A 17,903-nucleotide genomic window follows, 5' to 3' on the forward strand; every position below is an offset into this window, starting at 1 on the left:
CTTTATTCAGCTGGCTCCTCGCCTGAAAGTTCTTCAAGCATTGGCGCTGCTTCTTCAACTTGCGTGTTGGCCTTTTGATCTTCAATGATCAGCTCATCACGTTGAGATGCGATGCGGCGGATTTGACCCATCTGGCCACCCGTACCTGCTGGGATCAAACGACCCACAATCACGTTCTCTTTCAAGCCTTGCAATGTGTCTGTCTTACCAGCAATTGAAGCTTCGGTAAGAACCTTCGTTGTTTCCTGGAAGGACGCAGCTGAGATGAAGGACGGTGTTTGAAGCGACGCTTTGGTAATACCCAATAGAACCGGGTTACCAGAAGCAGGCTTCCGACCTTCTTCAAGCAGACGTTTATTGACCATTTGAAGCTCAAGCTTATCAACATTATCACCAGGGATATATGTTGAATCGCCGCTCTCAGTGATCTCAACTTTCTGCAACATCTGACGTACGATGACTTCGATGTGCTTATCGTTGATCAACACGCCCTGCAAACGGTAAACTTCCTGAATCTCATTCACGAGATATGATGCCAAGGCTTCAACACCTTTAATGGCCAGAATGTCATGCGGTGCAGGATTACCATCAAGGATATATTCACCCTTCTCGATAAAGTCGCCATCTTGCAGATGGAACGGCTTACCTTTTGGAATAAGGTATTCAGCTTGCTCAACACCCTCATCCGCCGGCTCGATGATAATACGACGCTTGTTCTTATAGTCACGACCAAAGCGAATTGTACCGTCAATCTCAGCGATAATCGCATGATCTTTCGGACGACGCGCTTCGAAGAGCTCGGCCACACGTGGCAGACCACCAGTAATATCTTTTGTTTTTGCACTTTCCATCGGGAAACGCGCAATCACATCACCGGCTGTGACTTTTGCACCAGGCTCAACGGAAAGGATCGCATCCACTGAGAGCAGGAAGCGAGCTTCGCCACCACGATCAAGTTTTGCAACTTTTCCGTCTTTGTCTTTAATGACAATTGCAGGTTTTAGATCAGCACCGCGTGGTGTTGAACGCCAGTCGATAACTTGACGCTTTGTAATACCTGTTGCCTCATCGGCACTTTCAAGAACCGATACGCCATCAACAACATCTTCAAAGTCGATCACACCTGAAACCTCAGTCATGATTGGACGTGTATATGGATCCCACTCAGCCAAACGCTGACCGCGTGTGACGCTATCACCATCATCAACGAAGATTTTTGAACCGTAAGACACACGTTGTGATGAACGTTCCGCACCAGTCTCATCCATAATTTGGATAGACATATTACGACCCATTGCAACAAGGTGACCGTCTTTGTGGCGAACCATGTTGCGGTTTTTCATCTTAATTGAACCTTCGTAAGAAGCTTCGATATATGATGAATCCACCACTGTCGCAGTACCACCCAAGTGGAATGTACGCATGGTTAGCTGTGTACCAGGCTCACCAATGGATTGCGCTGCGATAACACCGACAGCTTCGCCCATATTGGCTTTTGTACCACGTGCAAGGTCACGACCATAACAAGTGCCGCAAATACCGTTTTGCAATTCACATGTTAGCGCTGAGCGGATTTGAATGGACTGAATGCCAGCCGCTTCAATTTTAACCACATCTGCTTCGTCAACCATACGACCTGCTGGGATTAGAACAGAACCATCAGCTGGGTTCATCACATCCACAAGGATTGTACGACCCAAGACACGCTGACCGATAGGTGCCACAACCTGACCCGCATCAACGATCGGTGTCATGGTCAAGCCTTTATCAGTGCCACAATCTTCCTGAGTGATGATGCAATCTTGCGCAACATCAACCAAGCGACGTGTCAGATAACCTGAGTTCGCAGTTTTCAAAGCCGTATCTGCAAGACCCTTACGGGCACCGTGAGTGGAGTTAAAGTACTCGTTCACTGTCAGACCTTCTTTAAAGTTTGAGATGATTGGTGTTTCAATGATCTCACCAGAAGGTTTTGCCATCAAGCCACGCATACCACCAAGCTGACGCATCTGGTTCACAGAACCACGAGCACCCGAGTGGCTCATCATGTAGATCGAGTTGATCTGCTTTTGACGACCCTCATCATCAAACTCAACCGCTTTAAGGAGATCCATCATCTCTTCGGTTAGTTTTTCGTTGGCTTTACCCCAAACATCAATGACTTTGTTGTATTTCTCGCCTTGAGTAATCAAACCGTCATTATATTGCTGCTCGTAATCCTGAACCATTGTTTCAGTATCAGAGATGATTTTCTTCTTGGATTCAGGGATAACCATATCATCCTTACCGAAGGAAATACCAGCCATACAAGCATGTTTAAAGCCAAGCTGCATGATACGGTCACAGAAGATAACCGCTTCTTTCTGACCACAGTGACGATAAACATTATCGATCATTTTCGAGATGTTTTTCTTCGTCAATTCCTGGTTACAAATGTCAAATGAGACTTTTGCATTCTTTGGAAGAAGTTCACCAACAATCATGCGTCCAGGTGTTGTTTCGTGGATTGCTGAAACAGGATTACCCTCTTCATCAACCGTTTTGAAACGACCTTTAACCTTCGCATGAAGTGTCACGATGCCATTATCAAGCGCGTGGTGCAATTCACCCATGTCTGAGAAGATCATGTCTTCACCAGGCTCATTCTGGTTCATCAGAGATAGATAATAAAGACCAAGAACCATATCCTGCGACGGCACAATGATCGGCTGACCATTGGCTGGGTGCAAGATGTTGTTGGTTGACATCATCAACACACGAGCCTCAAGCTGTGCTTCAAGCGACAATGGAACGTGAACCGCCATTTGGTCACCGTCAAAGTCAGCATTAAACGCTGTACATACGAGCGGGTGAAGCTGGATCGCTTTACCTTCCACCAATGTTGGCTCAAATGCCTGAATACCCAAACGGTGAAGTGTTGGCGCACGGTTTAGAAGAACCGGATGCTCACGAATAACTTCATCCAAGATATCCCAAACTTCTGGCTTTTCTTTCTCCACCAATTTCTTGGCTTGTTTCACTGTTGAAGAGAAACCTTTTGCATCAAGGCGTGCATAGATAAACGGCTTGAAGAGTTCCAAAGCCATTTTCTTAGGAAGACCACACTGGTGAAGTTTCAATTCTGGACCAGACACGATCACAGAACGACCAGAGTAATCAACACGCTTACCAAGCAAGTTCTGACGGAAACGACCCTGCTTACCTTTGAGCATATCTGACAAAGATTTAAGCGGACGCTTGTTTGCACCAGTGATCACACGACCACGACGGCCATTGTCAAACAACGCATCAACAGATTCTTGAAGCATACGCTTCTCGTTTCTGATGATGATGCCAGGCGCACGCAATTCGATCAGACGCTTAAGACGGTTGTTACGGTTGATCACACGACGATAAAGATCGTTCAAATCAGAAGTGGCAAAACGACCACCATCCAGTGGAACCAATGGACGCAAATCCGGTGGGATCACAGGAACGATTTTTAGGATCATCCACTCAGGACGGTTACCAGATTCAATGAAGTTCTCGACAACTTTCAAGCGCTTCATAAACTTCTTAGTTTTAAGCTCAGATGTTGTCTCAGCCAAATCTGCACGAAGCTGACCAGCTACGTCCTGCAAATCCATAGACGCAAGAAGCTCAAAGATCGCTTCCGCACCAATCATGGCTGTAAATGTATCTTCACCAAATTCGTCAACTGCAAGCATGTATTCTTCTTCAGAAAGCAATTGCTGCTCACCCAAAGATGTCAAACCAGGCTCAGTTACGATGTAGTTCTCGAAATAAAGAACGCGTTCGATATCTTTCAAAGTCATATCAAGCAATGTTGCGATACGGCTTGGAAGAGATTTTAAGAACCAGATGTGTGCAACAGGAGCTGCAAGCTCAATGTGACCCATACGTTCACGGCGCACACGAGCAAGCGTGACTTCAACACCACACTTCTCACAGATAACGCCTTTATATTTCATGCGTTTATATTTACCGCACAAGCATTCGTAATCTTTGATTGGTCCAAAGATACGTGCACAGAACAAACCATCACGCTCAGGCTTGAACGTACGATAGTTGATTGTTTCTGGCTTTTTAATTTCGCCAAACGACCATGACATAATCTTTTCCGGACTCGCAATGGAGATACGGATTGAGTCAAAGGTTTGCGCTGGCGCTGTTGGATTGAAAAGATTCATGACCTCTTGGTTCATGTATGTCTCCTTCGTGGGGCTTTGCCCCGTTTTACAACAATTGGCCTCAACTCATGGCCTTCATTGCTGCGTAAATCCTAACGACCGAAAACGGCCCTCGCCCACTTAACTTACAAAGTGAACAATGATGAATGTGTGTGGCGAAATTTTAGCAATGTCGCCACACAAGTATTCTTCGGACTATTCAGCGGGCTCCGCTGGTTCATCCGCATCGTCTTCGATCTCTTCGATACGTGTATCTTCAAGTTCGACATTCAGACCAAGAGAACGCATCTCTTTCACTAGAACGTTGAAACTCTCTGGGATACCTGCTTCGAATGTGTCATCTCCGCGAACAATAGCTTCGTATACTTTCGTACGACCTGCCACGTCATCGGATTTAACAGTGAGCATTTCCTGAAGTGTGTACGCTGCACCATAAGCTTCAAGTGCCCACACCTCCATCTCACCAAAGCGCTGACCACCGAACTGAGCTTTACCACCAAGTGGCTGCTGAGTAACAAGTGAGTAAGGACCAATTGAACGCGCGTGGATCTTATCGTCCACCAAGTGGTTCAATTTGAGCATATAGATGTAGCCCACAGTCACAGGACGGTCGAACATTTCGCCAGTACGGCCATCATAAAGCTGGCTTTGACCAGATTCATGCAGACCCGCTTTTACAAGCATTTCGTTGACGTCTTTTTCAACAGCACCGTCAAACACTGGTGTTGCGATTGAAACGCCACGTTTTGTCTGTTCAGCCATACGGACAACTGACTCATCGTCATATTTGTCCATGCTATCGCCCTTAGGACCTGTTCCCATAACACTATCAAGTGTCACGCGAAGCGGTTCGATATTGCCCTCTGCACGATAAGCATCCAGCATTTCACCGATTTTCTTACCCATGCCAGCACAAGCCCAACCAAGGTGTGTTTCCAAAATCTGACCCACATTCATACGTGACGGCACACCCAATGGGTTCAGCACCACGTCAACATGCTCACCATCCTCAAGGAATGGCATGTCTTCATTTGGCAGGATGCGAGAGACAACCCCTTTGTTACCGTGACGTCCAGCCATTTTATCACCTGGCTGAATTTTACGTTTCACAGCAACGAAGACTTTGACCATCTTCATCACACCCGGCAACATTTCGTCACCACGTTGAACTTTCTCAACTTTGTCCATGAACAAAGCTTCTAAGCGAGATTTAGACTCATCATATTGTGTACGAAGAGCTTCGATTTCACCTTGGGCTTTTTCATCTTCAACGGCAAACATAAACCATTGTGAACGCGGATACTCAGCCATAGCTTCATCAGTGATTTCCGCACCTTTTTTGAAGCCTTTAGGGCCAGCAATTGCTGATTTACCACGAAGCATATCGGACAAACGTGAGTAGATGTTACGGTCCAAAATGGCCTGCTCATCATCACGGTCTTTTGCAAGACGTTCGATTTCTTCGCGTTCGATAGCCATTGCACGCTCGTCTTTTTCAACACCATGACGGTTGAACACACGAACTTCAACAACAGTACCGATACCCCCAGGAGGCATACGCATTGATGTATCACGCACATCAGAAGCCTTCTCACCAAAGATCGCTCTTAGGAGCTTCTCTTCCGGTGTCATTGGGCTTTCGCCTTTAGGTGTGATCTTACCAACAAGGATATCACCAGGCTTAACTTCCGCACCGATATAAACAATACCAGCTTCATCAAGGTTCTTAAGAGCCTCTTCAGAAACGTTTGGAATGTCTCGCGTGATTTCTTCAGGACCAAGCTTTGTATCACGAGCCATGACTTCATATTCATCAATGTGGATCGATGTGAAGACATCATCACGAACAATACGCTCAGACAGAAGAATAGAATCCTCAAAGTTATAACCATTCCATGGCATAAATGCCACGAGCGCGTTACGACCAAGAGCCAAATCACCAAGATCAGTTGATGGACCATCGGCAAGAATATCGCCTTTATTGACCACATCACCAACAGTCACAAGAGGACGCTGGTTGATACAAGTGTTTTGGTTAGAACGCTGATATTTCTGCAAACGATAGATATCAACACCAGATTTTGTTGCATCAAGATCTTCAGTGGCACGAATAACGATACGTGTCGCATCAACCTGGTCAACAACACCACCACGGCGTGCACCAATCGCAGCACCAGAATCTGAAGCCACAATCGGCTCCATACCAGTACCAACAAATGGAGCTTCCGCTCTTAGTAGTGGCACGGCCTGACGTTGCATGTTTGAACCCATCAAAGCACGGTTCGCATCATCGTTTTCCAAGAACGGGATAAGCGCTGCAGCAACTGATACCAACTGCTTAGGCGAAACGTCCATAAGGTCAACGTTTTCGCGAGGCACCATCATCACATCGCCAGAGTGACGACAGATAACGAAATCATTGACGATCGCGCCATCTTCAGCAACTTCAGCATTCGCCTGACCGACACGATATTTGGCTTCTTCCATTGCTGAAAGATAAACCACATCGTTCGTCACACGGCCTTCGACAACTTTACGATATGGGCTTTCAATAAAGCCATATTTGTTGACGCGAGCAAATGTTGCCAATGAGTTGATCAAACCAATGTTCGGACCTTCCGGTGTTTCAATCGGGCAGATACGACCATAGTGTGTTGGGTGAACGTCACGTACTTCAAAACCAGCACGCTCACGTGTTAGACCACCCGGCCCAAGCGCAGAAAGACGACGCTTATGCGTAATCTCGGACAATGGGTTCACTTGGTCCATAAACTGAGACAACTGAGAAGAACCGAAGAACTCACGAACAGCAGCAGCAGCTGGTTTCGCATTGATCAAATCCTGCGGCATCACTGTGTCAATCTCAATCGATGACATACGCTCTTTAATAGCACGCTCCATGCGAAGCAGACCCAAGCGGTATTGATTTTCCATCAACTCACCAACTGAGCGAACACGACGGTTGCCCAAGTTATCGATGTCATCAATTTCGCCTTTGCCGTCACGCAATTCAACAAGCGTTTTCACAACAGCCATGATGTCTTCTTTACGAAGAACGCGCACTGTGTCTTCTGCATCCAAATCAAGACGCATATTCATCTTCACACGGCCAACGGAAGATAGATCATAGCGCTCTGAATCGAAGAACAATGAATTAAACATTGCTTCAGCAGAATCCATGGTCGGAGGTTCACCTGGGCGCATTACACGATAAATATCAAACAATGCATCCTGACGGCTTTGGTTCTTATCTGCAGACAATGTGTTGCGGATGTATGAACCAACATTGATATGGTCGATATCAAGGATTGGAAGCTCTGTGAAACCAGCTTCGATAAGGACGGGAAGCGTTTTCTCATCAAGCTCGTCACCAGCTTCAAGATAAATCTCACCAGTTTCCATGTTGACCATGTCTTCAGCAACATAACGCCCGTAAAGATCTTCATCTGTTGCACGAACAGCATTGATACCTTTTTCGTTCAACTGCTTCAAAAGACGTGGAGTGATTTTCTTACCGTTTTCAACGATAACTTCACCACTATCAGCATCGATCAAATCAGCTGCAGCTTTTGTGCCTTTAAGTGCATCACCATTAAATGGAATACGCCAGTTTTCACCATCACGCGTGAAAGCAGATTTGGTGTAGAAGAATTCAAGAATTTCTTCAGGATCCAAACCAAGCGCCATCAATAGTGATGTTGCAGGGATCTTACGACGACGGTCAATACGTGCATGCACGATGTCTTTTGCGTCAAATTCAATATCAAGCCATGAACCACGGTAAGGAATGACACGCGCTGCAAAAAGCAATTTACCAGATGAATGGCTTTTGCCTTTATCGTGATCAAAGAACACACCAGGTGAACGGTGCATTTGCGAAACGATCACACGCTCAGTACCATTTACGATAAATGTACCATTGCCAGTCATCAAAGGCATGTCGCCCATATAGACGTTTTGCTCTTTGATATCTTTAACTGATTTTGCGCCTGTATCTTCATCGATATCAAACACAATCAAACGAAGTGTCACTTTAAGAGGTGCAGAATATGTCAGATCGCGCTGACGGCACTCTTCAGTGTCAAATTTAGGTGCTTCAAATTCGTATGAAACGAATTCAAGTCTTGCAGCACCTGAAAAGTCTTCAATCGGGAAAACCGATTTGAAAACAGCTTGTAGCCCCTCGTCGCCACGACCGCCTTCTGGTTCTTCAACCATAAGGAATTGGTCGTAAGATGACATTTGAACCTCAATGAGGTTTGGCATCTCAGCAACTTCAGGGATTTTACCAAAAAATTTACGAACGCGTCTGCGACCATTGAAGGAAAGCTTCTCAGCCATCGCCGCTCCTTTTGCATGTTGTCTAGCCTGAACATGACGGCAATCTCGCTGGCCAAGCGAACACCGTCCTTCGAGAATTCCACACGCTGGTGACCAATCTGGACGCTTATACCAAGCTTTCCCGGCCTACCTTAGAGAACCCATTACCCAAGTAGCCATTTTTAGCTACTTGGGTAATAGTTTCGCTCGCAATAATTGTATGGAGGCGAAACGAATCGCCTCCACACTTGTAATATAACTTACTTAACTTCAGCTTTCGCGCCAGCTTCTTCAAGCTTTTTCGCGATTTCTTCAGCTTCGCCTTTAGAAATTGCTTCTTTGATTGCCTTTGGAGCGCTCTCAACAAGTTCTTTAGCTTCTTTAAGACCAAGACCTGTTAGGCCGCGGACTTCTTTAATAACAGCGATTTTGTTTCCGCCAGCTTCAACAAGCATAACGTCAAATTCTGTTTTCTCTTCAGCAGCTTCGCCAGCAGGTGCAGCACCAGCAACGGCAACAGCCGCAGGAGCAGCAGCAGAAACGCCCCACTCTTCTTCAAGCATTTTAGAAAGCTCAGCAGCTTCCAATACTGTTAGTTTTGATAGTTCTTCAACTAGTTTGGCAAGATCAGCCATTTTTAACATCCTTTAATTTCGGTTCGAACCGGTTTTAATATTTTTGAAGACGAAAACTGCCTATGCAGCCGCATCATCCTTCTGGGATTTAGCACTAAGCACACGAGCGATTTGTGTCGCAGGCGCTGCAACAACAGTTGCAACACGAGTTGCTGGTGTAGAAATCATACCAATCAACTTACCGCGTAGCTCATCAAGAGAAGGCATAGTCGCAAGCGATTTAACACCGTTCTCATCTAGTACTGTGGAGCCCATCGCACCGCCAAGAACAACAAGGTTTTTGTTGCCCTTTGCAAATTCGACGGCCACCTTTGGAGCAACAACAGGATCTTCGCTATAAGCTAAGACTGTCATTCCAGAGAAAAGATCTGAGATCCCTTCTGACTCCGTTCCCTGAAGCGCAATTTTGGCCAGGCTGTTTTTCGCGACTTTAACGGTGCCACCAGCTACGCGCATTTTTGTGCGAAGATCGCTCATTTGCGCAACTGTTAGACCCGCATAGTGGGCTACAACAACAGAACCAGCTTCTTTAAAGACGCCGTTCAGTTCTGTAACGAATTCGCGTTTTTCCGCTCTATCCACTTACGTTCTCCAGTTAGTAAGCTCACATATGTGATACTTACCGGGTTTGCCTTTGCCAATTGAGAACCAAAATGATCCGCAATCGACGTTGAGGATCCTGTCCCCTTACCCGCAATGAACTAAGCTCATTACAAGTGAAGGCAGTGCAAGGTTCGATCCGAAACAATGTGGTTTCCCACGAAATTTCATCACTAACCCATCTCATGCCGGCGAATTTTAAGACGAACCTGAGTTCATCGCCCACAATCTCGGACAGGGCGCCCAAACTTTGACATATGTCTTGGTCTGGACTGTCTTGGCCAACCAAATAGATTGGCCAAAATTCTTTTACGATCCAAGCCGGAGCTTTGGATCAAATTCTATTACTCAGCTAGTGCGCTGGCAGTGTCGATCTTAAAGCCTGGGCCCATTGTTGAAGACAATGAAACACGCTTCACATAAACACCTTTAGAACCAGATGGCTTAGCTTTGTTAACTGCAGCAATAAATGCTTTTACGTTTGCAAGGATAGCAGCTTCATCAAATGATGCTTTACCAATGCCTGCATGCACGATGCCAGCTTTCTCAACACGGAACTCAACAGCGCCGCCTTTAGAAGCTTCAACAGCTGCTTTAACATCCATAGTCACTGTGCCAACTTTTGGGTTAGGCATCATGCCACGAGGACCAAGTACTTTACCCAAACGGCCAACAAGTGGCATCATGTCAGGTGTTGCAATACAACGATCGAAATCGATGTTGCCTGCTTGTACTTCAGCAACAAGCTCGTCTGCACCAACGATATCAGCGCCAGCAGCTTTCGCTTCATCAGCTTTAGCATCGCGAGCAAATACTGCAACACGAACTGAACGACCAGTACCTGATGGAAGATCAACAACACCGCGAACCATTTGGTCAGCGTGACGAGGATCAACGCCCAAGTTCATTGAGATTTCAATAGTCTCGTCAAATTTAGCGTTAGCACGCTCTTTAACAGCAGCAACAGCAGCTTCAGCTGTGTGCAATGCATCGCGATCAAGACCTTCGATATTCTTTTTTACACGTTTTCCGATTTTAGCCATGATATTACCCTTTGACCTCAATACCCATTGAACGTGCAGAACCAGCAACCATTTGCATAGCGCCTTCGATATCAGCAGCGTTAAGGTCTTTCATTTTCGCTTCTGCGATTGTGCGCAGTTGGTCCTGTGTCAAGCTAGCAGCAACAACTTTGCCAGGCTCTTTAGAACCAGATTTCAAACCAGCTTCTTTCTTAATCAAGTAGCTCATTGGCGGCTGCTTCATTTTGAAAGTGAAAGACTTGTCTTGGTAATATGTGATCGCGCACGGAATTGGTGCACCTTTTTCCATTTCACCTGTTGCAGCATTAAATGCCTTACAGAATTCCATGATGTTAATACCACGTTGACCCAATGCAGGACCAATCGGAGGGGATGGGTTTGCTGAACCTGCAGGAACCTGCAATTTCAACACACCAGCAATTTTCTTAGCCATAATAGCTCTGCCTTCTTTTATGTGACCTTTCGGCCAATTTGCTGATCTGACAAATCAAACCAGCGGCTGCGGTTGCGTGGTGCGGTTTATCTAACCGGCTAGATTAGAAGCGCCTACCACGCGAAATTGCCCTCCCTTGAGAGGGACTTAAAATACCAGCGAACCGGTATTAAACTTTTTCGACTTGACCGTATTCAAGTTCAACAGGTGTTGCGCGACCAAAGATCGACACTTCCACTTTGAGCCTTGAACGCTCTTCATCAACTTCCTGAACAACACCATTAAACGAAGCAAATGGGCCATCAGAAACGCGAACCTGCTCACCAACATCAAACATGACGGAAGGCTTCGGACGATCAACGCCCTCTTGCACTTGCATCAAGATTTGCTCAGCTTCACGATCGGGGATCGGAACAGGCTTGCCATCACCACCCAAAAAGCCAGTGACCTTTGGAGTGTTCTTAATCAAGTTATGGACGGCATCAGTTAAGTTTGCACGAACCATCACGTAGCCTGGGAAAAACTTGCGTTCCGCATCAACCTTACGTCCACGACGGATCTCTACAGTTTTCTCAACTGGGACCAAAATCTGTTCGAAGTGGTGGCTCAAGCCTTTTTGGCGCGCCTGCTCTTCGATAGATTCAGCTACTTTTTTCTCAAAATTTGAGTAAGCGTGAACAATGTACCAACGTACAGCCATATTCCATATGTCCTTGTCTTAGGATCCGAGATTAAGAATGAACGAAATAATGACGCTCAGAAGCTGGTCAGCAGCAAAGAAAAACAAAGCTGCAATAAACACCATAACAAGAACCATGATAGTAGATACCATAGTCTCTCGGCGTGACGGCCAAACAACCTTCGCTGTTTCAGAGCGAACTTGTTGGAGGAACGTAAAAGGGTTAGTTTTTGAAGCCATAATTTTCCCACGTCTTTACGGCGCGGTTAGCTATCATGCCAAACGCGCCGCGCAATTCATCTGGCACTCATATAGATCGAATCTCAAAACCACAAGAGGCTAACGTTAAAAAAATCAATTTTTATCGCAATAAATCCAATTACTTCTTGTGCCTGTATTGGAGCATATTTGGGGTTAGTCGATCCTATTTACAAGTAGGCAGATCACAATGCGCTCATTGAGAACCTTCCATCGCTGATTATCAGTTTGTTAAATAACGTTATATTCTACGGTGATCTGACTGGCATTTTGACACGTAAAAACTCAAAAAATGAGGTGAATCATGTTCAAATCAACCATTTCGGTCCTTGCGCTTGCATTTTCGGTCAGTTTGTCAAGCGCTGCGCATTCAAAAGACCTAATCGACAGCAAAAATGAATTCTTACAAAAAGTTGTTGGCAAGAAAGTTGCTCAAAGTTCTAACACCTGGCTCAGGATGGCACCAAATGGAAAGATCGAAGGCAAGGTAAAAGGAATCAATGTTACAGGCAAATGGTATTGGCAGGGAAACTATTGGTGCCGTACCGCTCGCATTGGGATCATTCCAGTACCAAGAGAATGCCAGCAAATCACTTTATTAGGTGGCAACAAATTAGAGCTTCAACGTTTTAAGGGAACTGGAAGCAAACATAATTATACAATGTACTAGCTCGACGTTCATCAGATCCCGCCAGGAATGGGCCCCGTCAACCGCGTCTAATCATGTAAAGATCGACTATCAGCGGGCGCTTGTTCCCGCTCGCTCATAGTATAATCGCGCATGACGCTGACGATGCGAATGCGGTAGTCATCAAAAGTCTTTTTGCGTCCAATTGATTGCGCCATGCGGTGGCTTTCCACATTGCGCCATTGATTAAGCGCCTCTTCATTTTCATAAAATGACAATGACAAAAGCTTGTTCGGATCCACAAGACTTTGAAAACGTTCTATGGATATGAAGCCGTCAATCTTCTCAAGTTCGGGTCGCAAACTTGCAGCAATATCTAAATATTCCTGCTTATGTTCAGGATGCGGGATAACTTCAAAGATGACGGCAATCATATTAATTCCATAATAGTATTGTGCGGAGCCTGACTTTACTCCGCAGCTTCCAAATATTCATCCATTGGCGGACATGAGCACACAAGATTTCTGTCACCATAGGCATTGTCGACACGGTTAACCGGAGCCCAATATTTATCAACCTTAAATGCGCCAGGAGGGAAACAACCCTGCTCTCGGGAATAAGGACGATCCCATTCGCCAACCAGATCACTCATGGTGTGAGGCGCGTTGCAAAGCGGGTTGTTATCCGCAGGATACTTTCCATCGGCAACATCTTGCGCTTCCTGACGAATGGCGAGCATTGCTTCACAGAAACGATCAAGCTCTGCTTTTGGTTCAGATTCGGTCGGTTCGATCATCAACGTACCTGCAACCGGAAAAGACATGGTTGGCGCGTGGAAGCCACAATCGATCAAACGCTTGGCAACATCATCTACACTGACACCAAATTCTGCCAAAGGACGTGTATCGATAATGCATTCATGCGCAACGCGACCACCCGGGCCCTGATAAAGCACAGGATACGCACCTTCTAGGCGTTTTGCGATGTAGTTAGCGTTCAAAATCGCAAATTTTGTAGCGCGTGTCAGGCCTTCACCACCCATCATCAGGCAGTAAGCCCAAGAAATTGGCAAAAGACTTGTCGATCCATAAGGTGCAGCAGACACAGCGCCATCAGAACCTTGTGTGTGATGGCCAGGCAAATGCGGGATCAGATGCTTTTTCACACCAATTGGACCCATACCAGGTCCACCGCCACCATGCGGGATGCAGAAAGTTTTATGCAAGTTCAAGTGCGACACATCAGAACCGATATCACCCGGTTGGGACACACCAACCATGGCATTCATATTCGCGCCATCCATATAGACTTGCCCACCAAATTCATGGGTGATGTCACAGATTTCGCGCACACGCTCTTCAAACACACCGTGTGTTGAAGGATATGTGATCATGCAAGCGGCCAGATTATCTGCATGCTGCTCTGCTTTTTCTCTGAAATCATCAACATCGATATCACCATTATCAGAGCTTTTAACTGGCACAACCTTATAGCCCACCATTTGCGCACTTGCTGGGTTCGTCCCATGTGCCGACATTGGAATAAGACAAATATTGCGATGCGCGTCACCATTAGCCTTATGATAAGAGGCAATGGATAAAAGTCCGGCATATTCCCCCTGCGCACCCGAATTTGGCTGCATTGAAATACCGTCATAACCAGTGATTTCACACAATTTATCAGACAGGTCCTTGACCATCAGCTGATAACCGCGTGTTTGCTCTTCAGGCACAAACGGATGAATATTGGCAAAACCAGACCAGCTGATCGGCATCATTTCAGCGGCAGAATTGAGCTTCATTGTACAAGAGCCTAGCGGGATCATCGCGCGATCAAGCGCCAAATCACGATCAGCCAAACGGCGCATATAACGCGTCATTTCAGCTTCAGAGCGGTTCATATGGAATATCGAATGCGTCATAAACTCAGATTGACGTTCCATATTTTCCGGTAAGTTATAATCTGCTTTTGACGGGAAGTTTTTGCGTTCCAAACCAAAGGCTGTCCAAACGGCCCCAAGCGTGTCGTCATCGGTCATCTCATCAACCGTGATGCCAATTTTGTCCGAACTTACCGCGCGTAAATTCACCCCTTCATTCAGCGCTGACTTCATCACTACACTTTGCAATCCACCAACATTGACCGTAATTGTATCAAAGAAAGTTGTCGGCTCAATTTCAAATCCGAGCACCCGAAGACCATCAGCCAACCTTGATGCTTTTAGATGAATGCGCTGCGCAATCGCCTTTAAGCCATCAGGACCATGAAATACACCATACATCGATGCCATAACAGCCAACAATGCTTGTGCCGTACAAACATTCGATGTCGCTTTTTCACGGCGGATATGTTGCTCGCGTGTTTGAAGCGCCAAGCGATAGGCTTTGTTGCCGTGGGAATCGATGGAAACACCAACAATACGGCCTGGCATGGAGCGTTTAAATGCATCTTTGGTCGCCATGTAAGCCGCATGCGGGCCACCATAACCAAGCGGCACACCAAATCTTTGTGTTGAACCCACTGCAATATCAGCACCCATTGCGCCGGGCTCCTTCAAGAGCGTGAGCGCCATTGGATCAGCGGATACAACGCCAATCGCTTTATTTTCATGAAGCGCATCCATTTTTGAGGTGAAATCAGACACATGACCGTGCGTTCCTGGATATTGGAAGATAGCCCCAAATACCTGACTTGCATCAAGATTTTCAGGATCGTCTATGATAAGCTCGATTCCAAGCGGCTCTGCACGTGTGCGCATCACATCAATATTTTGTGGGTGGCAGTTCTCATCAATAAAGAAAGCATTAGCTTTTGACTTTGCAACGCGCTGCGCCATTGTCATGGCCTCTGCGCAAGCTGTTGCTTCATCTAAAAGCGATGCATTGGCAACTTCCAACCCGGTGAGATCAATCATCATAGTTTGGAAATTGAGCAAAGCCTCAAGGCGACCTTGAGAGATCTCAGGCTGATAAGGCGTATAAGCCGTATACCAAGCCGGGTTTTCCAAGATATTGCGCTGAATTGCTGGAGGCGTAAACGTGTTGTGATATCCCTGCCCAATCAGCGATGTCACAACGATATTCATGCGGCTAACCTTGCGCATGAAATTGAGCAATTCGTTCTCAGACATTGCCGGAGAAGACAGCGCCGTAGACTGACGAATGCTAGCTGGAACCGTTTGATCTGTTAGATCATCCAATGAAGACGCGCCAACAACTTCTAACATTTCCTCCATCTCTTTTGGAGACGGTCCAATATGGCGTCGATTGGCAAAATCGTAAGGTTGGTAATCTGTCAAATTATAGCTCATTGCAATTCCTTGATATCTTTCGGTTCCAGCAGGCTTTTGATTAATCGATCAACGCTTTATAAGCGTCTTCATCCATCAAACCGTCCATCTCACTTGGATCTTTCAACTTCATCTTAAAGAACCAGGCAGCAGCCGTTGGATCTTCATTTACAAGTGTTGGCGCATCAACGATGGCTTGGTTGACCTCGGTGATCTCACCATCCAGCGGAGCGGTAATATCAGACGCAGCTTTCACACTTTCGATCACAACGATCTCTTCGCCTTTTTCAACTTCAGTACCAACATCCGGTAATTCGACAAAAACCAATTCACCCAGCGCATCCGCCGCATGCTGTGTGATACCCACAATCACAACATCACCTTCAGGCTTCAGCCATTCGTGTTCTTCGGTATATTTCATAGTTCTCTCCTAAGTTTATCTTTTAAAGTTTGCCGCAACGAATGGCATTTTGCTGACATTTGCAGGCAGGCGTTTACCGCGTACTTTTGCAAACACTTGTGTACCTTCATCGCTGAATTCTGTTGAGACATATCCCATTGAAACAGGGCTATTGACCGATGGCCCAAAGCCACCTGATGTGATTTCGCCAATTTCATCGCTAGATGTTTCAGATGCAAAGAGCTTTGTCCCCGAACGCATCGGCGCGCGTCCCTCTGGCAAAAGGCCCACACGCTTTCGCGACGCTCCATTCTCAAATTGAGCTAATATTTTGGCTGACCCTGGGAATCCCCCTTCCCTTGCGCCACCTGCGCGACGGGCTTTTTGTATTGCCCAAGTCAGCGCAGCTTCAACAGGTGTTGTGCTTTCATCAATGTCATTGCCATACAAACAAAGCCCACCTTCAAGGCGCAAACTATCACGTGCGCCAAGACCAATAGGCTCGACCAAATCATTATCAGCAAGTTTGGAAACAAATTGAGATGCTTCATCCGCAGGCACTGAGATCTCGTAACCATCTTCGCCAGTATAGCCAGACCGTGAGATCCATAACTCCGAACCGTCATATTCAACAATAACAACATCCATAAATTTAAGATCAGCCATCGATGGAATTAGAGATGACAAAACCTTTTCTGCATCCGGCCCTTGAAGCGCGATAAGCGCACGATCATCGATCACTGAAATGTCACAGGTTTCGCTAAGATGCTTTTGCATATGCAAAATATCTGCATCTTTACAGGCTGCATTGACGACAAGGAACAAATGATCACCGCGATTTGCGACCATCAGATCATCAAGAATACCACCCTCATCATTGGTGAAAAAAGCATAACGCTGACGACCAGGTTTAAGCGCACAAATATCCATTGGCACAAGCGTTTCAAGTGCCAAACATGCATCTTCAATATTGCCTGATTTTGGTGTTAGGAGCACCTGCCCCATATGACTGACATCAAATAAGCCAGCTTTTGCGCGGCAATGTTTGTGCTCGTTCATCACACCAAGCGGATATTGCACAGGCATTTCATACCCGGCAAAAGGCACAAGTTTAGCGCCACTTTCGACATGAAAATCATACAAGGGAGTTCGTAACAAATCAGCCATTTTAATCCTCTATCTTGGCTGATTAGATCAGCACCTTTGGCGTAAAAGCTCAATGCTTTTACAAAGATGCCTCCTCTGTCCTGATGCCTGAGATCGCTATCCCTTCGGCGGGCAAACTGCCACTCTCCAGAGTTTGTGCAGAAAACGGTCCATTGTGCCTGAGAGTTTCCGAGGCGGTTGCTCCTTCGGCCCTGATTAAAAATCAGCGTCTCCCGTTTTCTGCTTAAGAAGTACGCGATTTTTCTAACATTTTCAATAGAT

At 46.1% G+C, this 17,903-nt stretch carries 13 protein-coding genes and 1 riboswitch; of the genes, 1 reads left to right on the top strand and 12 read right to left on the bottom strand.

Annotated elements, in window-relative coordinates; translation table 11 throughout:
* Positions 1–2: 2 nt before the first annotated feature.
* From rpoC to secE, 8 genes are all read right to left on the bottom strand, one after another.
* On the bottom strand, positions 3–4,205 hold the full coding sequence (rpoC, locus tag ACZ1GZ_RS13060; protein ID WP_472665315.1) for a DNA-directed RNA polymerase subunit beta': 4,203 nt from the start codon (positions 4,203–4,205) through the stop codon (positions 3–5).
* A 180-nt stretch (positions 4,206–4,385) separates the two neighbouring features.
* A complete protein-coding gene (rpoB, locus tag ACZ1GZ_RS13065) occupies positions 4,386–8,531 on the bottom strand; it encodes a DNA-directed RNA polymerase subunit beta (RefSeq protein ID WP_472665316.1) in 4,146 nt (1,381 codons plus the stop codon).
* 239 nt (positions 8,532–8,770) lie between these two features.
* Positions 8,771–9,145, bottom strand: a complete 375-nt coding sequence (rplL, locus tag ACZ1GZ_RS13070; RefSeq protein WP_472665317.1) for a 50S ribosomal protein L7/L12 — start codon at positions 9,143–9,145, stop codon at positions 8,771–8,773.
* Between the two features lie 60 nt (positions 9,146–9,205).
* Positions 9,206–9,727, bottom strand: coding sequence for a 50S ribosomal protein L10 (rplJ, locus tag ACZ1GZ_RS13075; RefSeq protein WP_472665318.1), 522 nt, complete (start codon positions 9,725–9,727; stop codon positions 9,206–9,208).
* Positions 9,728–10,089: 362 nt separating this feature from the next.
* A complete protein-coding gene (gene rplA, locus ACZ1GZ_RS13080; protein WP_472665319.1) occupies positions 10,090–10,788 on the bottom strand; it encodes a 50S ribosomal protein L1 in 699 nt (232 codons plus the stop codon).
* A gap of 4 nt (positions 10,789–10,792) precedes the next feature.
* A complete protein-coding gene (gene rplK, locus ACZ1GZ_RS13085) occupies positions 10,793–11,221 on the bottom strand; it encodes a 50S ribosomal protein L11 (protein WP_472665320.1) in 429 nt (142 codons plus the stop codon).
* Between the two features lie 169 nt (positions 11,222–11,390).
* A complete protein-coding gene (gene nusG, locus ACZ1GZ_RS13090) occupies positions 11,391–11,921 on the bottom strand; it encodes a transcription termination/antitermination protein NusG (RefSeq protein WP_472665321.1) in 531 nt (176 codons plus the stop codon).
* Positions 11,922–11,939: 18 nt separating this feature from the next.
* Positions 11,940–12,140 (bottom strand): preprotein translocase subunit SecE, encoded by a 201-nt coding sequence (gene secE, locus ACZ1GZ_RS13095; protein ID WP_472665322.1) that lies wholly within the window; start codon positions 12,138–12,140, stop codon positions 11,940–11,942.
* 322 nt (positions 12,141–12,462) lie between these two features.
* Between secE and ACZ1GZ_RS13100 the strand changes: the two genes are divergently transcribed.
* A complete protein-coding gene (locus ACZ1GZ_RS13100) occupies positions 12,463–12,828 on the top strand; it encodes a hypothetical protein (protein WP_472665323.1) in 366 nt (121 codons plus the stop codon).
* A gap of 47 nt (positions 12,829–12,875) precedes the next feature.
* Here the strand turns inward: ACZ1GZ_RS13100 and ACZ1GZ_RS13105 are convergent, their stop codons facing one another.
* Genes ACZ1GZ_RS13105 through gcvT form a run of 4 tightly spaced genes read right to left on the bottom strand, consistent with a single transcriptional unit; the run spans position 12,876 to position 17,642 of the window.
* On the bottom strand, positions 12,876–13,220 hold the full coding sequence (locus ACZ1GZ_RS13105) for an antibiotic biosynthesis monooxygenase family protein (RefSeq protein WP_472665324.1): 345 nt from the start codon (positions 13,218–13,220) through the stop codon (positions 12,876–12,878).
* 35 nt (positions 13,221–13,255) lie between these two features.
* Positions 13,256–16,096, bottom strand: a complete 2,841-nt coding sequence (gene gcvP, locus ACZ1GZ_RS13110) for an aminomethyl-transferring glycine dehydrogenase (RefSeq protein WP_472665325.1) — start codon at positions 16,094–16,096, stop codon at positions 13,256–13,258.
* Positions 16,097–16,136: 40 nt separating this feature from the next.
* Positions 16,137–16,496 carry a glycine cleavage system protein GcvH gene (gene gcvH, locus ACZ1GZ_RS13115; RefSeq protein ID WP_472665326.1) on the bottom strand — a complete coding sequence of 120 codons (360 nt, stop codon included), beginning with the start codon at positions 16,494–16,496 and terminating at the stop codon, positions 16,137–16,139.
* A gap of 15 nt (positions 16,497–16,511) precedes the next feature.
* The gene (gene gcvT, locus ACZ1GZ_RS13120; protein WP_472665327.1) at positions 16,512–17,642 is read right to left on the bottom strand and encodes a glycine cleavage system aminomethyltransferase GcvT; all 1,131 of its coding nucleotides are present in this window, start codon (positions 17,640–17,642) and stop codon (positions 16,512–16,514) included.
* 135 nt (positions 17,643–17,777) lie between these two features.
* Positions 17,778–17,867, bottom strand: a riboswitch (glycine riboswitch).
* Between the last annotated feature and the right edge of the window lie 36 nt (positions 17,868–17,903).

It is taken from the genome of Lentilitoribacter sp. JB5-8 (genome assembly GCF_055693385.1).

What these genes read in the sequence shown, in the direction of transcription:
- secE (WP_472665322.1), bottom strand. Translation starts at nt 12,140, where the DNA reads ATGGCTTCAAAAACTAACCCTTTTACGTTCCTCCAACAAGTTCGCTCT.
- nusG (WP_472665321.1), bottom strand. Translation starts at nt 11,921, where the DNA reads ATGGCTGTACGTTGGTACATTGTTCACGCTTACTCAAATTTTGAGAAA.
- rpoB (WP_472665316.1), bottom strand. Translation starts at nt 8,531, where the DNA reads ATGGCTGAGAAGCTTTCCTTCAATGGTCGCAGACGCGTTCGTAAATTT.
- gcvP (WP_472665325.1), bottom strand. Translation starts at nt 16,096, where the DNA reads ATGAGCTATAATTTGACAGATTACCAACCTTACGATTTTGCCAATCGA.
- ACZ1GZ_RS13100 (WP_472665323.1), top strand. Translation starts at nt 12,463, where the DNA reads ATGTTCAAATCAACCATTTCGGTCCTTGCGCTTGCATTTTCGGTCAGT.
- rplK (WP_472665320.1), bottom strand. Translation starts at nt 11,221, where the DNA reads ATGGCTAAGAAAATTGCTGGTGTGTTGAAATTGCAGGTTCCTGCAGGT.
- rpoC (WP_472665315.1), bottom strand. Translation starts at nt 4,205, where the DNA reads ATGAACCAAGAGGTCATGAATCTTTTCAATCCAACAGCGCCAGCGCAA.
- ACZ1GZ_RS13105 (WP_472665324.1), bottom strand. Translation starts at nt 13,220, where the DNA reads ATGATTGCCGTCATCTTTGAAGTTATCCCGCATCCTGAACATAAGCAG.
- gcvT (WP_472665327.1), bottom strand. Translation starts at nt 17,642, where the DNA reads ATGGCTGATTTGTTACGAACTCCCTTGTATGATTTTCATGTCGAAAGT.
- rplA (WP_472665319.1), bottom strand. Translation starts at nt 10,788, where the DNA reads ATGGCTAAAATCGGAAAACGTGTAAAAAAGAATATCGAAGGTCTTGAT.
- gcvH (WP_472665326.1), bottom strand. Translation starts at nt 16,496, where the DNA reads ATGAAATATACCGAAGAACACGAATGGCTGAAGCCTGAAGGTGATGTT.
- rplL (WP_472665317.1), bottom strand. Translation starts at nt 9,145, where the DNA reads ATGGCTGATCTTGCCAAACTAGTTGAAGAACTATCAAAACTAACAGTA.